Raw genomic sequence first — 17,595 nt, 5'->3', positions numbered from 1 at the left:
AGGCGTATGTTATGAAGTTGCGTTGGATGATTGCGGTCGCTCTGGCCGCGCAGACGAGTGCCGCGGTCGCGGCCGACGATGTCATCAGGATCGGCGTTCTCAACGACCAGTCCGGTGTGTTCGCCGACAATGGAGGGCGGGGCTCGGTCGCCGCCGCAAGGCTCGCCGCGGAGGATTTCGGCAACGAACTCCTCGGCAAGAAGATCGAGATCATTTCGGCCGACCATCAGAACAAGCCGGACATCGCATCGGCAACTGCGCGCAAATGGTTCGACAATGAGGGCGTCGACATGATCGCGGACGGCGCAGCCTCCTCGGCCGGCTTTGCCATCCTGGAAGTCGCCAAGCAGAAGAACAAGATCTTCGTCATCTCGGGTCCGGGCTCGTCCGATTTCACGGGAAAGTCCTGCTCGCCGATCAGCTTCCACTTCAACTACGACACCTACGCGCTGTCGAAGCTGACCAGCGACGCGATCACGCGGGCTGGCGGCAAGACCTGGTACTTCGTGACAGCCGACTACGCCTTCGGTCACGCGCTTCAGCGCGATGCCACGAAGTTCATCGACGTCGCCGGCGGCAAAGTGATCGGCTCGGCCGCGCATCCGCTCGGCACTGCGGATTTTGCGTCCTTTCTGCTGCAGGCGCAGGGATCCAAGGCCGACGTCGTTGGCCTCGCGACGTCGGGCGCGGACGTGCAGACCGCGATCAAGCAGGCTGGTGAGTTCGGCATCGTCGAGGGCGGCCAGAAGCTCGCCGGCCTCCTGGTCTTCATCACGGATGTGAACTCGCTTGGCCTGAAGGTCACGCAGGGTTTGCAGGTGACGACCTCGTTCTACTGGGACCTCAACGAGCAGACCCGGGCCTGGTCGAAGCGCTACTCGACGCTGATGGACGGCAAGGTCGCGAGCATGGTGCAGGCAGGCGTCTACAGCGGCGTCCGACATTACCTCGCCGCCGTCAAGGCAGCGGGCACCACCGATGCAACGGTCGTTGCCGCCAAGATGCACGAGCTGAAGGTCAACGACATGTACAACAAGGACGTTGCGGTCCGCCCCGACGGGCGCGTGCTGCACACGATGTATCTCGTGCAAGTGAAGAAGCCGGAGGAGTCCAAGTACAAGTTCGACTATTACCGGATCGTCGGCTCCAAGCCGGGCGACGAGGTATTCCGGCCGTTGAGCGAAGGCGGCTGCCCGCTGGTAAAGTAACTGCGCCGGCCGGGCGGGAGCGGCGTCCGTCCGGCCACACGACTTCGAGGGAGAGTTAAGGAATGTCTGGTTCGATTGGGTTCATCGGTCTTGGCGTCATGGGCGAGCCGATCTGCCGCAACCTGTTGCGCAAGAGCGGCCGGCCGGTGCTTGCCTTCGACCTTGCTGCGGAGCCGTTGGCTCGGGTCGCAGCTGACGGAGCGACGGCGACGACGTCGATCGGGGATGTCGTCGCCGGCGCACAGACGGTCTTCCTGTGCCTGCCCAGCGCCAAGCACGTCATGTCGGTCTTCGAGAGCATCCTGCCGGCGGTCAAGCGCGACCAGACTGTGATCGATCTCGGCACGTCCGACGTCGGCCTGACCCGTTCATTCGCGAAGCAGCTCGCGGAGAAGGGCGCGCTCTGGATCGATGCGCCGATCGCGCGCACCCGCCAGGCAGCCCAGGACGGCACGCTCAGCGTTATGGTCGGCGCGACAGCCGAGCAGTTCGCCGCGGTCGAGCCGCTGATCCGGCATTTTGCGACCGACGTCACTCTCTGTGGCGGAACCGGCGCAGGCCAAGTGACGAAGATCCTCAACAACATGGTGCTGTTCGAGACGGTGAATGCGCTGGCGGAGGCCGTCGCGCTTGCCAAGCACAGCGGCGTCGAGCCGAAGCTGCTGCTGGAGACGTTGTCCAAGGGGTCGGCGGACAGTTTTGCCCTGCGCAATCACGGCATGAAGGCGATCGTCGCCGGGGAGTTTCCGCTGCGGGCGTTCTCCACTGAATATGCAATGAAGGACCTCTCCTATGCGCTGGAGCTCGGCGCGCAGGCTGGGCTCAACCTGCGCGGTGCCGCGCTTATGCGCACCATCTTCCAGGAGACGATCGACAAGGGGATGGGGGATGCTTACTTTCCCGTCATCGCTAAGCTCATCGATCCCTCCGGATTCCCCCAATAGGAAACGCCATGCCTTCGCCCGGTGTCGCCGCCGTCGACCGCGCTCTGACGATCCTTGCCGCGTTCGAGGATGCCCCGGAGCCGATGACGCTGGCGGAGCTTGCCAAGCGCACCAAGATGTACAAAAGCACGCTGTTGCGGCTGATGGCCTCGCTTCAGGAATTCGGCTACCTCGTGCAACTCGCCGACGGCCGCTACCATCTCGGGCCGACGCCGTTCCGGCTGGGTGCGGTGTACCAGCGCAACAACAATCTGCATGATCGGGTGATGCCGCTGCTGCGCCAGCTCGTGGCCGACGGCACCGAAAGTCCGTCGTACCACGTGCGGCATGATGCCAAGCGCCGGCTCTGCGTGTTCCGCGTCGATTCCCAACACTCGACGCTCGACCGCGTCGAGGCCGGCATGCTGCTGCCGCTGGAGCGCGGGGCGGCGGGCCGGGTTATTCTCGCCTTCGACGGTGAGAAAGGCGCGACCTATGACGCGATTCGCGAGGGCTGCATCGCAGTGTCGTTCGGGGAGCGCGATCCGGATTGTGCCGGGCTGGCCTGCCCCGTGTTCGGGTCCGGCGGCAAGTGCGTCGGCGCCTTGTCGCTCTCGGGGCCGAAGCCGCGCTTCACGAGAGACAATATCAAGACGATGGCGTCGCTGTTGCTGAAGGCAGCCATCCGCCTGACGCGCACGCTGGGCGGTCCGACCGAGATCCTCGACAATGCCTTATCGGCTTCGGCTGAAGACGCGCGTCCAGCGCGCAGGGCGAGGCGCTAGTTGTCGACAAGATGCGCAACGCTGGAAGGTCGAGCATGCCACTGACGGACAGAATTTCTCCAATCTCGCGTGCCGTCGGGCGGACGGTATGAGCAGCAAATACGACGTGCTGGTGATCGGCGGCGGCAATGCGGCCCTGTGCGCGGCGATCAGCGCGCGGGGCGGCGGGGCCTCGGTGCTCGTGCTCGAAGGCGCGCCGAAATTCTATCGCGGCGGCAACACCCGCCACACCCGCAACATGCGCTGCGCCCATGATGCGGCGACCGAAATCCTGACCGGCCCCTACACCGAGGAGGAATTCTGGGAGGATCTGCTGCGCGTCACCGGCGGGCAGACCGACGAGGTGCTCGCCCGACATATGATCCGCGAATCCAAGGACATCCTGAACTGGATCGTGGAGCAGGGTGTGCGCTGGCAGCCCTCGCTCGGCGGCACGCTGAGCCTCGGCCGCACCAACTCCTTCTTCCTGGGCGGCGGGCGGGCGATGCTGAACGCGCTTTATCTCACCGCGGAGCGGCTCGGTGTCGACGTCGAATACGACGCCGAAGTCGTCGATCTCGTGATCGAGGACGGCATGTTCCTCGCCGCGCGCCTCCAGCGGCCGATCAAGGGCGAGACCGAGATCCGCGCGACATCACTGGTCGCCGCCGCCGGCGGGTTCGAGGCCAACATCGAATGGCTGAAGCAATATTGGGGCGAGGCCGCCGACAACTTCCTGATCCGCGGCACGCCCTATAACCGCGGCTCGATCCTGAAGATGCTGCTCGACAAGGGCGTGCAGGAGGTCGGCGATCCCACGCAGTGTCATGCGGTCGCGATCGATGCCCGCGCGCCGAAATTCGACGGCGGCATCATCACGCGGCACGACTCCGTGGTGTTCGGCATCGTCGTCAACAAGCATGCCCAGCGCTTCTACGACGAGGGCGAGGACCTCTGGCCGAAGCGGTACGCGATCTGGGGCCGGCTGGTCGCGGCGCAGCCCGACCAGATCGCCTACATCATCTTCGACTCCACCGTGGTCACCAGCTTCATGCCGACGTTGTTTCCGCCGATCGCCGGGCAGACGATCGCCGAACTCGCCGGCAAGCTCGCGCTCGATCCGGTCGTGTTGGAGAAGACTATGACCGAGTTCAACGCGGCAGTGCGGCCCGGGACCTTCGACCACACCATTCTGGATGATTGCGTGACGGAAGGCATCACGCCGCCCAAGACGCATTGGGCGCGCCGGATCGAGACGCCGCCTTTTCTCGCTTATCCGGTGCGGCCCGGCATCACCTTCACCTATCTCGGCACGCGCGTGAACAAAGAGGCGCGAATGCTGATGAAGGACGGCAAGCCCTCCGCCAACATGTTCGCCGCCGGCGAGATCATGGCCGGCAATGTGCTTGGCAAGGGCTATGCGGCCGGCATGGGCATGACCATCGGCAGCGTGTTCGGGCGGATCGCAGGACGGGAAGCGGCGAAACATGCACGGAACTAGAATTCTCGACGAAGCCGACCGTCTGATGACGGTCTGCAATTCCTGCCGCTATTGCGAGGGCCTGTGCGCGGTGTTTCCGGCCATGGAGATGCGGCGCGCCTTCTCCGACGGCGATCTCAACTATCTCGCCAATCTCTGCCATTCCTGCGGCGCCTGCTACGTCGACTGCCAGTTCGCGCCGCCGCACGAATTCAACGTCAACGTCCCGAAGACGTTGGCGGTTGCGCGCGCGGAGTCCTATGCGGCCTATGCCTGGCCGCGGCCGCTCTCCGGCGCCTTCGCGCGCAACGGCCTCGTCATCAGCATCACCGCCGCGCTCAGCATGGCGATCTTCATTCTCGGCTTTGCCGCCTTGAATGACCGCGGCGTGCTGTTCGGCGTGCACACCGGGCCCGGCGCCTTCTACAAGCTGATGCCGCACAACGCGATGGTCGCGCTGTTTGGCGCCGCATTCCTCTACGCGATCCTCGCACTCGTCATGAGCGTGCGTGCCTTCTGGCGCGACATCGGCACACCGATCGGCAACCGCGCCGACGGCGGATCGATCTTTCAGGCGATCCGCGACGCCGGTGAGCTGCGCTATCTCCATGGCGGCGGCGTCGGCTGCTACAACGAAGACGACAAGCCGACCGACCGGCGCAAGCTCTATCATCACCTGACTTTCTACGGCTTCATCCTGTGCTTCGCAGCGACGTCGGTCGCGACGCTCTATCACTATCTGCTCGGCCGCGAGGCGCCGTATCCGTGGTGGGACCTGCCCGTGGTGCTCGGCACGCTCGGCGGCATCGGCCTGATCGTCGGGCCCATCGGCCTGTTCGCGGCCAAGATGCGGAGCGATCCCGCGCTGCTCGACGAATACAGCTACGGCATGGACGTCGGTTTCATCGCCATGCTGTTCCTGACCGGCCTCACCGGAATGCTGCTGCTGGTGCTGCGCGAGACTGCCGCGATGGGACCGTTGCTGGCGCTGCATCTCGGCGCGGTGTTCGCATTGTTCATCACTATGCCCTACGGCAAGTTCATGCACGGCATCTATCGCTTTGCCGCGCTGGTGCGCTACGCGCAGGAGCGGCGGACGGCGGCGTGACCCCGCGCCGCCCGTCTCGCAACCTCTTACGCGACCTCGCGCTCGGGCGGGGATCCCTGCTCGCGGGCCATCGTCGTGGCCGTGACATAGTCGGTCTTGCCGGTGCCGAGCAACGGCACCTTGTCGACCACCATGATCGCAGCGGGCACGGTCAGCTCGGAGGCGCCGATCGCCTTGGCCTGGGCCTGCATCGCGCTGCGCTCGGCGTTCTTCTCGGTCGTCAGCAGCACGATGCGCTCGCCCTTGCGCTGGTCGGGGATCGACACGGCGACGGATGCCGCCTGCGGCCATAGCGACGCCGCGATGGCTTCGACCGCGGACAGCGAGACCATTTCGCCCGCGATCTTGGCAAAGCGCTTGGCGCGGCCCTTGATGGTGATGAAGCCGGCCGCGTCGATCGAAACGATGTCGCCGGTGTCGTGCCAGCCGTCGGGGAGCTTTTCGAGCACGCCGGGCTTTTCGGCCCTGAGGTAGCCGAGCATCACGTTCGGGCCGCGCACCGAGAGGCGTCCTCCTTCCTCGATGCCGGGGACCGGATCGAGGCGGCTTTCCATCAGCGGCGAGAGACGGCCGACGGTGCCGGGGCGGTTGGCCATCGGCGTGTTCATCGCCAGCACCGGCGCCGTCTCGGTGACGCCATAGCCTTCGAGGATGCGAATGCCGTAGCGCTCCATGAAGACCTGCCGCGTGCGGTCCTTGACCGCCTCGGCGCCGGCGATGACGAGGCGCAGGGTGCGGAAGTCGTAAGCGTGCGCCGAGCGCGCATAGCCGGTCAGGAACGTATCCGTGCCGAACAGGATCGTAGCGCCGGTCTGGTAGATCAGCTCGGGCACGATCCGGTAGTGCAGCGGCGAGGGATACATGTAGATCGGAATGCCCGCCAGCATCGGCATCATCATTCCGCCCGTGAGTCCAAACGAGTGGAACACAGGCAGCACATTGAACACCTTGTCATTCGCATTGGCATCGACCCGCGCCAGCGCCTGCGCCGCGTTGGCGAGGATGTTGCGGTGGGACAGCACCACGCCCTTGGGCGTACCTTCCGAGCCCGACGTGAACAGCACGACGGCGGGATCGTTGGCCTGGCGGGGCACGCGCGGGGTCGTGCCGGCGAGCAGGCCCTTGATCTTGTCGGCGAGGCTGATCGAGGCGCGGACGTCCTCGAGATAGACGACGCGTGCCTCCGCGGAGATCGCAGTCATCAGCTTGTCGAGCTTGCCTTTCTCGATGAAGGCCTTCGACGTCAGCACGGTCTTGACCTGCGCGGCCTTCATGGCGGCGAGCACGTTGACCGGACCGGCCGAGAAATTGAGCATCGCCGGCACCCGGCCGCTGTTCTGCAGCGCCATGAAGACGACGGCGACGCCCGCGGAGTTCGGCAGCAGCACGCCGACATTCTCGCCGGTTGCGGTGCCGTTCTCGAGCTTGCGGCTCAGGACCTGCGCGCCGAGGATCAGCTTGCGATAAGTCAGCTTGGTGCCGAGCGCGTCCTCGATGATGACCTTGCCGGTGTCGCGGTCGCGATAGGCGTGTCCGAGGGCTTCGAACAGCGTGTGATCGAGCATGGCGTTTTTGACGAGGGCGTCGATCATGACGTCCTGCAGCGCGGCGCCGGCAGCGTTGCGGCGTGCCTTGCCCTTGAGCGTTTCGTCGACCGGAAGCTTGACCGGCGGCAGGATCGTCACCGTCACGCGCGGAAACCAGGACCGCTTGATCTGGCTGGAGTTGAGATAGCTGAGATAGGAGCGTTGCGCGCCTTCGATCCGGACCGGCACGACCACGGCGTCGGCCTTGTCCGCGATCATCGCGGTGCCGTCATACACCTTCATCAGCGATCCCGAGACGGTGATCCGTCCCTCAGGGAAGATCACGACAGGCTCGCCCGCCGCCACCAGCTTGATCAGGTCGCGCGCGGCCAGCGGCTTGCTCGGGTCCATCGTGTAGTGCTTGACGGCGCGCAGGAACGGCTTGGCCCACCAGGCCTTGGCGATGCCGGTGTCGACCGCAAAGCTCGCGTCGATCGGCAGCACGGCGTGCAGCAGCGGGCCGTCGATCAGGCTGACATGGTTCGGCGCGATCAGCATGCGCGTGCCGGGAGGCGGCAGGTTTTCGAGGCCGCGCACCTCGGTACGGAACAGGGCGCGGAACAGAAGCCCGCCAGCATCGCGCACGCCTTCCTTGCCCCACTTGGTCAGCACGAACCACACCGCGCCGAAGCTGGCGACGCCGAGGCCGAAGAAGATCCAGCCGATATGCAGACCTGCCGCCTGCAACAGCGCGACGAACAGCGAGCCGACCACCATGAAGGCGGCCTGCAGCACGTTGCCGGCGGCGATGATGCGGGCGCGCTCGGAAGGTTGCGACCAGGCCTGGACCGCGGCAAAGGACGGAACGACGAACAGGCCGCCGCCGAAGGCGAAGGCGACGAAGTCGGCCAGCATGCGCAGGCCACCGAACGAAGTCGCGAAGCCGAGCGCAGTGATCTCGTGCCCCTTTGCGGTGACGCCGATGGCCCAGGCGAGATCGAGGCCGGCAAAGCCCATGATGATGGCGCCGATCGGCACCAGCGCGAGGTTCGGGCGAACGTGGCTGAGGCTGGCGGCAAACAGCGAGCCGATGGCGATGCCGATCGCGAAGATGGCAAGGCACAGCGTCACGACGCCCTCGGTGCCGCCGACGACGTCCTTGATCAGCGCCGGCAGCAGCGACAGCACGATGGCGCCGACCAGCCAGAACCAGGAGACGATCACGGTGCCGTCCCAGAGGCGATGGTCGGCACGAAGCGTCCTGAGCAGGCTTACCGTCGAGGTCCAGGGATTGGCGTCGACGGGCAGCTCAGGCGCGGAGGGCGTCGTCTGCGGAATGCGGGACGCGAACGCCCAGGACAACACGGCTAGCACGACCACGGCGGATGCGACCCAGCCCATATGCGCGGAGCCGGCGACGAACTGGCCGCCGGCGACGGTGCCGAGCAGGATCGCCATGAAGGTCGCGCCTTCGACCAGCGCGTTGCCGGTCGCGAGTTCGCCGAGCTCGAGCTGGTCCGGCAGCATCGCGTATTTCACCGGGCCGAACAGCGCGGCGATGGTACCGAACAGTGCGAGCGCTGCGAACAAGAGCGGCACCGAATGCAGGAAGAAGCCGGCAGCGGCGAAGCAGGCTGCAAAGATCTCGACGAATTTGAGCCGCCTTGCGACGACGGATTTGACGTATTTGTCGGCGAGCTGGCCGCCGAGCCCGGACAGGATGAAGTAGGGGAAGATGAAGACTGCGCCTGCCACCGTCACCAGCGCATCGCCGTGGCTCGTCGCCGCGCTGTAGAGCAGGATGATGACGAGCGCATTCTTGAGCACGTTGTCATTGAGCGCCGAGAAGAATTGCGCCCAGAACAGCGGCGCAAAGCGGCGTGACGACATCAATTCCCTGATCATGACTGGTCCTGTTTTGGCAAGGCAGACTGAGGTTGTTACGTTGTCTGTGAAACGTCACGACCGGAAGCATAGGGCGAACGATTGCGCGGCAACGAAGTTGCTGGCCTGCTCTGTCCCCTCGGTTCCTCCGATCCTGTTGGTCTCCAATCGGCATCGTTAGGTTCGCAAATATCCGGTCGAGGCCGGGCGGAGCGGCCTCGCTCGCCCGGATATGGCGCCGGGCGATGAAGGAAAGACTGAACCGCATCGTCGAAATCCGCCGGATCGGCCACGCCCGTCCGGACATGGTTAAGTCCATCCTTGCAGCCGGCGCTTGCATTCGAGCCGACCCGCGTGCGCGCCTCAGGTGAGATGGGCGAGGTGGCGAAACGGCGAGAAGCGGCCGAGCAGGCTGAACCGGCGGCCCTCGTGACGGGCACGGGCACGGCTCGCCCGCCACATCCGAAGAGTCCCCCGGCGTTCGGCGAGCACACCGGCAACGTCGCAGGCGTTGGCGATGCGATTGACCGGGGCCATGGCCAGCCGCAGCAGGGCCCGGCCAAAGCCGGCGACGAGGGCGGCGGCGTCATCGACGAAGGTGGTGGCGATATCGACAGCAAGGGTTTGCATTTTCCAGGTCTCCGGGTTAGATTGAACAATGTTCACATGAGTAGCTTGAAAATGAACAATGTTCAAGAAGAATCGCTGCGCGACCAGAAAAAATTTCGGCGCCGGCTCCAGATCGTCGAAATTGCCCGCGGCATCATCTCAGCTAAGGGGCTGAGATCATTGAAGGTTCGGGATGTTGCCGAGGCGGCCGGCTGCTCGGTCGGCAGCGTCTATAACGAGTTTGGCGACTTCGACGGGGTCATTCTGACGGTGAACCGGGAAACGGTTCAGGCGCTCACGGCCCGGCTCCGTGCTGTTCCCGCCGAGGATCCGGTCCGCCAGCTTTATGGGCTCGCCGAGACTTATCTCGACTTCTTCGCCGCGCACGCCAATTTGCTGCGTTCCCTGTTCGAGCATCGGATGGAGGACGATCGCCCCTATCCGGACGACATCCTCCAGATGGTGATGGATGCGTTCGCGCTGATGCATCCGCCCCTGGTGCGGCTATTGCCGGATGCGGACGACGTGAAGATTGCGCTGCTGTCGCGCACGCTGTTTTCCGCCGTGCATGGCATCATCTCGCTCGGCCTCGAGGAGCGCATGGTGGCCGTGCCGTCGCAGATGCTGCGCCAGCAGATCGAACAATTCGTCGACACCCATCTCGCAGGACTTGGAATTCTGCCCCTGCGGTGACGATGCCATTACCCTCGTGCAGCGACCGCTTCGCGCGGGCGTGGCGCAACGACGACAACGTCCGATCGCCCGTTCTCGACCTGAACGCGGTTGCGGCCCTTTTCCTTGGCGCGGTAGCAGGCCGCATCCGCGCGTCGCATCGCATCCTCGAGCGTGATGTTGCCGTCGGCGATGCAGGCGACGCCGATGCTGGCGGTCACGGCAAAGCAACGGTCGTCCCAGGCGAAATTGAACAGCTCCAGCGACCGGCGCAGACGCTCGGCGATGTCGACGGCATCGAAGGGCGAGCATCGCGGCAGGATCAGGCCGAATTCGTCGCCGCCGAGCCGGGCCACCAGATCATGCGCATGCCGGTCCTGCTGCAGCAGGCGCGAGACCTGGCAGAGCAGGCGGTCGCCGGCGAGGTGGCCGCAACTGTCGTTGACGCTCTTGAACTGGTCGAGGTCGAGCAGGATGAGGGCGAGCGCACCCGCCGCGGCATTGTCCAGCTCGGCTTGCAGGCGCGCCTCGAAGGCGCGGCGGTTGGAGAGGCCGGTCAACCAATCATGCGATGCCTGCCAGGCCAGGCGCTCCTTCTCGGCATGCAAGGCGTCTTCGAAGGTCTGCCGTTGCCGCACCAGGCGCCGCGTATGCCAGATCAGGAGCAGGATCAGCGCCGCAGCCGTGATGATGTTGATGCCCGTCAGCGTCAGCTTGATCGCCCGGGATCCTTCGCCGAGGACGGTGGAGAATTGCTTGGCGTGCACCGTGAACTGGGCATTGAGCTCCGATAGCCGCGACGACAGGAATTGCAGGCGGTCGTCGTCCTGAATGGGACCTTTCTTCAGCTCGGATCGGATGACCTCGCCGAACACGCTGAGCTCCAGCAGCATGGGATCGGTGGCGGCCCATTCCCTGATCGCGTCCTGGAGGAAGCTGACGCGATTGAAATAGCGAAACAGCCAGATCAGTCCCGGGACGTCATCGGGATGGTTGCCGCCTTGGAGAAAGCCGACGCGGGCGGCCTCGACGTCGACCGGATCGCGTTCCAGCGCCCAGCGTGCGAACTCGTCGCCGATGGGGACGGCGAGTGAAGCCTGATATTGCGCGAACTGGCTCGGTTCGCCCGAATGCAGATAGAGATTGAGGAAGTAGACCGCGTTCTTCTGCGAGCGCGACCAGAGTGCTTCGCCGGCGACATAGGCGCGGACCGACGACATCACCTCGAGACTGAATCCGGCGATCGCCGCCTGCAGCACGACGACCATCACGAAAGGCGAGACGAGCTTGATGACGTGAAGGAGGTTGCCGCCCTCCGCCGACGCCGCTGTTCTGCGAAACACACCAGTCCCCAAGTCGATCGACGCGCCCGGCAGGGGCGTTGCGCCTGCAACGCAAAGTAGACGAGATGGTTGCTTAACTGGACCTGAAAAGTGCGAGGGATTGTGACGGAGGGTGAAGGTAATGTGACGTGGATGCACGCAGATCGTTTCAAATGCCGCGAAATCGGAGCTGATGCGATATCGCGAACCAATGCCTTGTCATTGCGAGCGCAGCGAAGCAATCCAGCCTGCCTCCGCGGCTTCATTCTGGATTGCTTCGTCGCAAGAGCTCTTCGCAATGACGACGTAGCGGCGGACGGGCGCTACACGCTCTCCGTGGACGTGTGTCCTACACCAGCACCGGCTTGCGCACGCGACCGGCGTCGCCGAACACGCGCAGATAACGCTCGATTTCCGAGGGCAGGCCGGTCGCCTTCTCCGGATTGTCGGAGAGCTTGACGGCCGGACGGCCGTCGACTGATGAGACCTTGCAGACCAGCGAGATCGGATCGAGGCTGATCGAGCCGTCCGGCGTGCAGCCGACGAAATCGTTGGTGAGGTTGGTGCCCCAGCCAAAGGAGAGCCGCACGCGCCCTGCGAAGTGGCGATAGGTGTCCTCGATCGAGCCGACGTCCATCGCGTCGGAGAAGACGAGCAGCTTGTCCTTGGGGTTGCGACCCTGCTTCTGCCACCAGGCGATGATTTCCTCCCCAGCCTGGATCGGCGGCGCGCTGTCGGGGCGGAAGCCGGTCCAATCGGCGACCCATTCCGGTGCATCGCGGAGGAAGGTCCTGGTACCGAAGGCGTCGGGCAGCGCGATCAGGAGGTTGCCGCCGTAAGTCTGACGCCACTGGTCGAGAATGCGGTAGGGCGCCCAGCGCAATTCCTCGTCGTCTCTGGCGAGCGCGGCGGCCACCATCGGCAGCTCGTGCGCGTTGGTGCCGATGGCTTCGAGATCGTTGTCCATCGCGAGAAGCACGTTGGAGGTGCCGATGAAGGAGGGGCCGAGGCCTTCCTTCACCGCCTCGACGCACCAGCGCTGCCAGAGGAAGCCGTGGCGGCGACGCGTGCCGAAGTCGGAGAGCCGCAGGTTCTCGAGCTGGCGCAGCCGTTCGACCTTGGTCCACAACTTGGCCTTGGCGCGGGCGTAGAGCACGTCGAGCTCGAAGCGGCCGCGGCCCTTCATGGCCGCACGCGAACGCAGCTCGTTGAGGATCGCAAGCGCCGGAATCTCCCACATCGTGGTGTGGGTCCAGGGCCCGTGAAAATGCAGCTCGTACTGGCCCTCGACCTTGCGCAGCTCGTATTCGGGAAGGCGGAATTCCGCCAGCCAGCGGATGAAATCCGCCGAGAACATATGGGTCTTGCCGTAGAAGGTGTTGCCGGCCAGCCAGATCAGCTCCTTCTTGGTGAAGCGGATGGTGCGGGCATGGTCGAGCTGGGCGCGCAGCTCGCCCTCGTCGATGATCTCGGCAAGGCGCACATGGCGCGAGCGGTTGATGACCGAGAAGGTCACATTCTGACTCGGGTAATCCTCCCGAATCATCTGCAACATCAATAGTTTGTAGAAGTCGGTATCGAGCAGGCTGCGGATAATGGGATCCAGCCGCCAGCTGTGATTGTAGGTCCGGTTCGCAATGTCAGTCACTGTCATGGGGGGATTTTAGCGCGGCTCCCCCTGCGCAACCAGTGGGTTTGGGAAGGGCAGTCTTGCGGAGCGCGGCGCCTGCTATCAGGGCATGAGAACGGCAGGTCAGAACGTGGCGGCCGTCGCCGCGACGGCCTCGAGTTGGCTCCTGACCCAGCGGTGGGCCGGGTCCTTCTGGTAGCGCTGGTGCCAGACCATGAACATCGGCAGCTCGGCCAGGGTCTTCGTGCGCGACGCCAGCGGGATCGGTGTTTGCGTAAAGCCACGCATTACGCCGGACGCGAGCAGGCTCGGCATGCTCGCCAGCATCTGTGAGCCGCGCAGGAACGACGGCACGCCGGAGAAGCTCGGCACGGAGATCGCGATGTCGCGGTGGAGCCCGTTCGCTGCCAGCCGGCGGTCGAAGTCGAGCCGCTCATTGTCGGTATAGACCACGGTGATGTGACGCGCCGCGAGATAAGCGCTGCGGCTGGCCGGCGCTGCGCGCGCTTTGGGATCGTAGTAGCAGACGTAGTGATCCCTCAGCAGCCGCTTCTGCACGATGTCGACGCCGGACGGCGGCAGCGGCGTGATCAGGAGGTCGCAGCGGTTTTCGCGCAGCATCGCGGGCGAGGGCGATTGCGAGGGGATCACGCGCAAATTCAGGCCCTTCACTTGTGCGGCGACGTGATCGAAGAACCGCGGCAGCAGCAGGTCGCGCTGGAAATCGTTGGCCGCGATCGTCAACGACAGCTGTGCGCGGGGCGGCTCAAAGCTGACGCCCCCGGCGAAGCTGCGCATCTCGTCGATCAGCGCGCGTGCCTTGCCGGCCAGTGCCTGCGCATGGGCCGTCGCAACGATGCCACGGCCGGACTTGGCGAACAGCGGATCGCCGGCAATCCGCCGCAGCTTGTTCAACCCATGGCTGACGGCAGACTGGGTGAGGCCGAGCCGCGTCGCTGCCGCCGTCACCGAGCCTTCCTCCAGCACCGCCAGGAACAGCTCGAGGGCATGGCCGTCGAGGGCCAAATGATCGATTTCCTTCATGCAATTCATTATAATTCATCTATTTATCTTGAGAATAGGCTGGCTCATGCTCTTCCGATAAGCCGCCCGACCCCGGGCTCCCAGGGAGAGACAACGCCGATGAATGCCCAGGCGCCAGCCTTGCGGGATCCCCGCCTCAATCGTCCCGAGCCCTTGACGCCGCCGCTCGGCGACGGCGGCTTCTTCCAGCGCGACCGCGCGATGCATCCGCCGGCGCATGCGCCAGGCTACAAGTCCTCGGTGCTGCGCTCGCCGCGCCAGTCGCTGCTGTCCTTGGAGAACTCGATCTCGGAGATCACGGGGCCGGTGTTCGGCCACAACGATCTCGGCCCGCTCGACAATGATTTGATCCGCAACTACGCCAAGGACGGCGATCCCGTCGGCGAGCGCATCATCGTCCACGGCCGCGTGCTGGACGAGACCGGCCGGGGCGTTCCGAACACGCTGGTCGAGTTCTGGCAGGCCAATGCCGGCGGCCGCTACCGGCACAAGAAGGACACCTATCTGGCGCCGATCGATCCGAATTTCGGCGGCTGCGGCCGCGCGCTCACCGACGACACCGGCTACTATTACTTCCGCACCGTGAAGCCGGGCCCCTATCCCTGGCGCAACTACGTCAACAGCTGGCGCCCCGCCCACATCCACTTCTCGGTGTTCGGCTCGGGCTTTGCGCAGCGGCTGATCACGCAGATGTATTTCGAAGGCGATCCGCTGATCCCGGTCTGCCCGATCCTGACGACGATCCCGGACAAGGACGCGCTCGACCGCCTCGTGGCGCCGCTCGACCTCAACGCCTCGACGCCGTTCGACTCGCTCGCCTACCGCTTCGACATCGTGCTGCGCGGCCAGCGCTCCACCTATTTCGAAAATCGCACCGCGGGGAACTAGAGCCCATGCCGCAACCGCTCAATTATCTCAAGGAAACCGCCTCGCAGACCGCCGGGCCCTACGTCCATATCGGCCTGATCCCGGCTATGGCCGGCTTCGACATCTTCGAGAAGAACTTCTCCAACGTCCTGGTGACGCCGAACACCAAGGGCGAGTGCATCACGCTGGAGGGCAAGGTGCTCGACGGCACCGGCACGCCGCTGCGCGACGTGCTGCTGGAGATCTGGCAGGCCAATGCGGCCGGCCGCTACAACCACCCCGCCGACCGCTCCGCCGGCGTGCTGGATGACGAGTTTCGCGGCTGGGGCCGCGCCGGCTCCGACTTCGACAGCGGCCTCGTCACTTTCGAGACCATCAAGCCGGGTGCGATCACCGACAGGACGGGGCGCAAATGCGCGCCGCACGTCAACGTCTGGATCGTCGCGCGCGGCATCAATATCGGCCTCAACACGCGGCTCTATTTCTCGGACGAAGAGGCGGCCAACGCCGCCGATCCCGTGCTCAACCTGATCGAGCAGCCGGTGCGCCGCAAGACATTGATCGCAACCCGCAGCGAGCGCGCCGGCAAGGTCGTGTATTCCTTCACGATCAATCTGCAGGGGCCGGAGGAGACGGTGTTCTTCGACGTGTGAGGTGTCGGGCCGGCGTCCTTCGATCATTCCACCCGGTCGTCGCGCCTGATGGTTCCGCGCGCGAGGAATTGCGGTGGCTGCCGCATTTCGCGCGATACCGGTCGATCGGGTGGATCGCGCCCCACTTTTGGCTTCAACTCCACCAGATCGATGAACATGTCCGCCTGCCGGCGCAGGTCGTCGGCGATCATGGGCGGCTGAGTGGAGAGTGTGGAGACGACGGTCACGCGGACGCCGCGGCGTTGCAAGGCTTCGACCAGCGAACGGAAATCCCCATCGCCCGAGCACAACACGATCTGATCGACGTGCTGGGCAAGCTCCATCGCGCTTACGGCGAGGTCCACATCCATGCTGCCCTTCACCTTGCGGCGGCCGGTAGCGGGGTCGACGAACTCCTTGGCGAGTTTGGTGACGACGGTGAAGCCGTTGTAGTCGAGCCAATCGATCAAGGGGCGGATCGACGAATATTCCTGATCCTCGATGATGGTCGTGTAGTAGAAGGCCCGTAACAGCGTAGCTCGGCTTTGAAATTCACTGAGCAGGCGTCTGTAGTCGATCTCGAAGCCGAGCGCCTTGGCGGTGGCATGGAAATTGGAGCCGTCGATAAAGAGCGCGCTCTTCCCAAGCGAAGACATTATGCACAACTCCCCGGGTTCGGCACGAAAGCCGACCGTCCAGCCGAAATGGCGCGGCGTATCGGCGGGAATAACTGAAGGCGCCGATGGCTTTGCTGAAAAGGCGGCGCAGACGACCGGACAGGGTTGGCCGCCTTGCGCCGAGGTTAGGGAGGTTCCATGCCACCAGCGCCAGGGCGCCGAATGCCGTTACGCTAGGGCGAGGGCGTGCCGCGCTCAATTGTACGGAGGTAAAGCGCCTCTATCCAAAGGATAGGGCGCTATATACGAAGGTAAGTGGCAACGAGAGACATCGCGGATCCGGGGCGCGTCGATCAGACGTGCCCTGATCCTTTGTCCGGTGGTTCAGCCTTCGCCGCCATGGAGCCGGGCGCGAAAGGCGCGCGGTGAGACCCCCGTGGCGGCGGCGTAGACCCGGCTGAAATAGGCGGGGTCCTCGAAGCCGAGGGCGTAGGCGATGGTCGAGACCGGCAGGTTGGTGTAGACGAGGTTGCGCCGCGCCTCCCGGATCAGGCGATTGAGGATCAGATGCGAGGCGGTGTCGCCGGTCGCCGCCCGCGTGATCCGGTTGAGATGCGTCGGTGTCACCGACAGCGCCTCGGCATAGTCGGCGACGCTCCAGCGCTCCAGATGATGCTGCTCCAGCAGCGCCTCGAAGCGGCGGAACAACCCGCTTTCCGCGGTGCCGTTGCCGCCGCTCTCGCCCGTGAGCGCGCGGGCCACGAGCCCGATCATGGCCGACGACAAGGCGCGGAGCACATGCGCACGGCCGAAGTCGCGCGCGGCGTGCTCGGCGAAAATCTGCTTCATCGTGGCGCGAATCTGCGGCGTGCCGCGCGCCACGGCCGACCGCGACAGCGCACCGCGCAGGCCCTCGGCGGCGAGCAGCGCTTCGTCGAGGATCTCCGCGGCGATGGTCAACACCCACCCTTGCGTATCGGGCACGAAGCGGAAGCCGTGGACGTGGCCGACCGGCACGTTGACGATCTGCATCGGCCTCAGCGGCACCACGCGCCCATCGAGCGTCGCCTCGCCGCCTCCGCGCTCAATCAGCAGCACCTGGTGCAGCCGGGCATGGCGGTGCACGGCCAGCGTCCAGTCGTGCAGCACCGAACGCGAGGCGATCGTCTCGCAATGCACGACATCGGGCAGATCGCCGGACTCGCCGAACAGATTGTAGACCCGGATGGCCGGGGCGGGGGCCGCGCTTCTCATGTTCGAATAGTACAAGACAAAGGCGAAACCCTCCATCGGCTTGCGCCTTAACGTA

General features: G+C 65.0%; 15 protein-coding genes. 8 read left to right on the top strand and 7 right to left on the bottom strand.

Features of this window, described 5'->3' with window-relative positions:
- The first annotated feature begins 11 nt into the window (after positions 1–11).
- From I6F21_RS00700 to tcuB, 5 genes are all read left to right on the top strand, one after another.
- On the top strand, positions 12–1,208 hold the full coding sequence (locus I6F21_RS00700; protein WP_051057080.1) for an ABC transporter substrate-binding protein: 1,197 nt from the start codon (positions 12–14) through the stop codon (positions 1,206–1,208).
- Positions 1,209–1,270: 62 nt separating this feature from the next.
- Positions 1,271–2,152: an NAD(P)-dependent oxidoreductase gene (locus I6F21_RS00695; protein WP_036011385.1), complete on the top strand. Its 882-nt coding sequence runs from the start codon at positions 1,271–1,273 to the stop codon at positions 2,150–2,152.
- Between the two features lie 8 nt (positions 2,153–2,160).
- Complete coding sequence (locus tag I6F21_RS00690; RefSeq protein ID WP_225139048.1) at positions 2,161–2,916, top strand: IclR family transcriptional regulator; 756 nt, start codon at positions 2,161–2,163, stop codon at positions 2,914–2,916.
- 88 nt (positions 2,917–3,004) lie between these two features.
- Positions 3,005–4,396, top strand: coding sequence for an FAD-dependent tricarballylate dehydrogenase TcuA (tcuA, locus tag I6F21_RS00685; RefSeq protein ID WP_225139047.1), 1,392 nt, complete (start codon positions 3,005–3,007; stop codon positions 4,394–4,396).
- Positions 4,383–5,483, top strand: a complete 1,101-nt coding sequence (tcuB, locus tag I6F21_RS00680) for a tricarballylate utilization 4Fe-4S protein TcuB (RefSeq protein WP_225139046.1) — start codon at positions 4,383–4,385, stop codon at positions 5,481–5,483. Before tcuA ends, tcuB begins: the two co-directional genes overlap by 14 nt.
- A gap of 26 nt (positions 5,484–5,509) precedes the next feature.
- Here the strand turns inward: tcuB and I6F21_RS00675 are convergent, their stop codons facing one another.
- A complete protein-coding gene (locus I6F21_RS00675) occupies positions 5,510–8,914 on the bottom strand; it encodes an acyl-[ACP]--phospholipid O-acyltransferase (protein WP_225139045.1) in 3,405 nt (1,134 codons plus the stop codon).
- Between the two features lie 342 nt (positions 8,915–9,256).
- Positions 9,257–9,523: a hypothetical protein gene (locus tag I6F21_RS38950; protein WP_345960834.1), complete on the bottom strand. Its 267-nt coding sequence runs from the start codon at positions 9,521–9,523 to the stop codon at positions 9,257–9,259.
- Positions 9,524–9,574: 51 nt separating this feature from the next.
- Here I6F21_RS38950 and I6F21_RS00670 point away from each other — a divergent pair, with 51 nt between their 5' ends.
- Positions 9,575–10,195, top strand: coding sequence for a TetR/AcrR family transcriptional regulator (locus I6F21_RS00670; protein ID WP_192893478.1), 621 nt, complete (start codon positions 9,575–9,577; stop codon positions 10,193–10,195).
- A gap of 8 nt (positions 10,196–10,203) precedes the next feature.
- Here the strand turns inward: I6F21_RS00670 and I6F21_RS00665 are convergent, their stop codons facing one another.
- The 3 genes from I6F21_RS00665 to I6F21_RS00655 form a co-directional block, all read right to left on the bottom strand.
- The gene (locus I6F21_RS00665; protein WP_225139044.1) at positions 10,204–11,517 is read right to left on the bottom strand and encodes a GGDEF domain-containing protein; all 1,314 of its coding nucleotides are present in this window, start codon (positions 11,515–11,517) and stop codon (positions 10,204–10,206) included.
- Positions 11,518–11,845: 328 nt separating this feature from the next.
- Positions 11,846–13,150 carry a nicotinate phosphoribosyltransferase gene (gene pncB / locus I6F21_RS00660; RefSeq protein ID WP_036011351.1) on the bottom strand — a complete coding sequence of 435 codons (1,305 nt, stop codon included), beginning with the start codon at positions 13,148–13,150 and terminating at the stop codon, positions 11,846–11,848.
- 99 nt (positions 13,151–13,249) lie between these two features.
- Positions 13,250–14,179: a LysR family transcriptional regulator gene (locus tag I6F21_RS00655; RefSeq protein WP_036026598.1), complete on the bottom strand. Its 930-nt coding sequence runs from the start codon at positions 14,177–14,179 to the stop codon at positions 13,250–13,252.
- A gap of 90 nt (positions 14,180–14,269) precedes the next feature.
- On the opposite strand from I6F21_RS00655, the gene pcaH reads away from it, so the two are divergent.
- Both pcaH and pcaG read left to right on the top strand, forming a co-directional pair.
- Positions 14,270–15,058 carry a protocatechuate 3,4-dioxygenase subunit beta gene (pcaH, locus tag I6F21_RS00650; RefSeq protein WP_225139043.1) on the top strand — a complete coding sequence of 263 codons (789 nt, stop codon included), beginning with the start codon at positions 14,270–14,272 and terminating at the stop codon, positions 15,056–15,058.
- A 5-nt stretch (positions 15,059–15,063) separates the two neighbouring features.
- Positions 15,064–15,690 carry a protocatechuate 3,4-dioxygenase subunit alpha gene (gene pcaG / locus I6F21_RS00645; RefSeq protein WP_225139042.1) on the top strand — a complete coding sequence of 209 codons (627 nt, stop codon included), beginning with the start codon at positions 15,064–15,066 and terminating at the stop codon, positions 15,688–15,690.
- A gap of 23 nt (positions 15,691–15,713) precedes the next feature.
- Here the strand turns inward: pcaG and I6F21_RS00640 are convergent, their stop codons facing one another.
- Both I6F21_RS00640 and I6F21_RS00635 read right to left on the bottom strand, forming a co-directional pair.
- Positions 15,714–16,325: an NYN domain-containing protein gene (locus I6F21_RS00640; RefSeq protein ID WP_225139041.1), complete on the bottom strand. Its 612-nt coding sequence runs from the start codon at positions 16,323–16,325 to the stop codon at positions 15,714–15,716.
- A gap of 345 nt (positions 16,326–16,670) precedes the next feature.
- Positions 16,671–17,576 carry a helix-turn-helix domain-containing protein gene (locus I6F21_RS00635; RefSeq protein WP_036011342.1) on the bottom strand — a complete coding sequence of 302 codons (906 nt, stop codon included), beginning with the start codon at positions 17,574–17,576 and terminating at the stop codon, positions 16,671–16,673.
- Positions 17,577–17,595: the final 19 nt, after the last annotated feature.

The sequence above is a fragment of the Bradyrhizobium sp. NBAIM03 genome (genome assembly GCF_020194055.1).
In the GTDB taxonomy this organism is placed as follows: Bacteria; Pseudomonadota; Alphaproteobacteria; order Rhizobiales; family Xanthobacteraceae; genus Bradyrhizobium; species Bradyrhizobium yuanmingense.
Note: the sequence above shows the minus strand (reverse complement) of the source record. Positions and strands in the feature narration are given on the sequence as shown.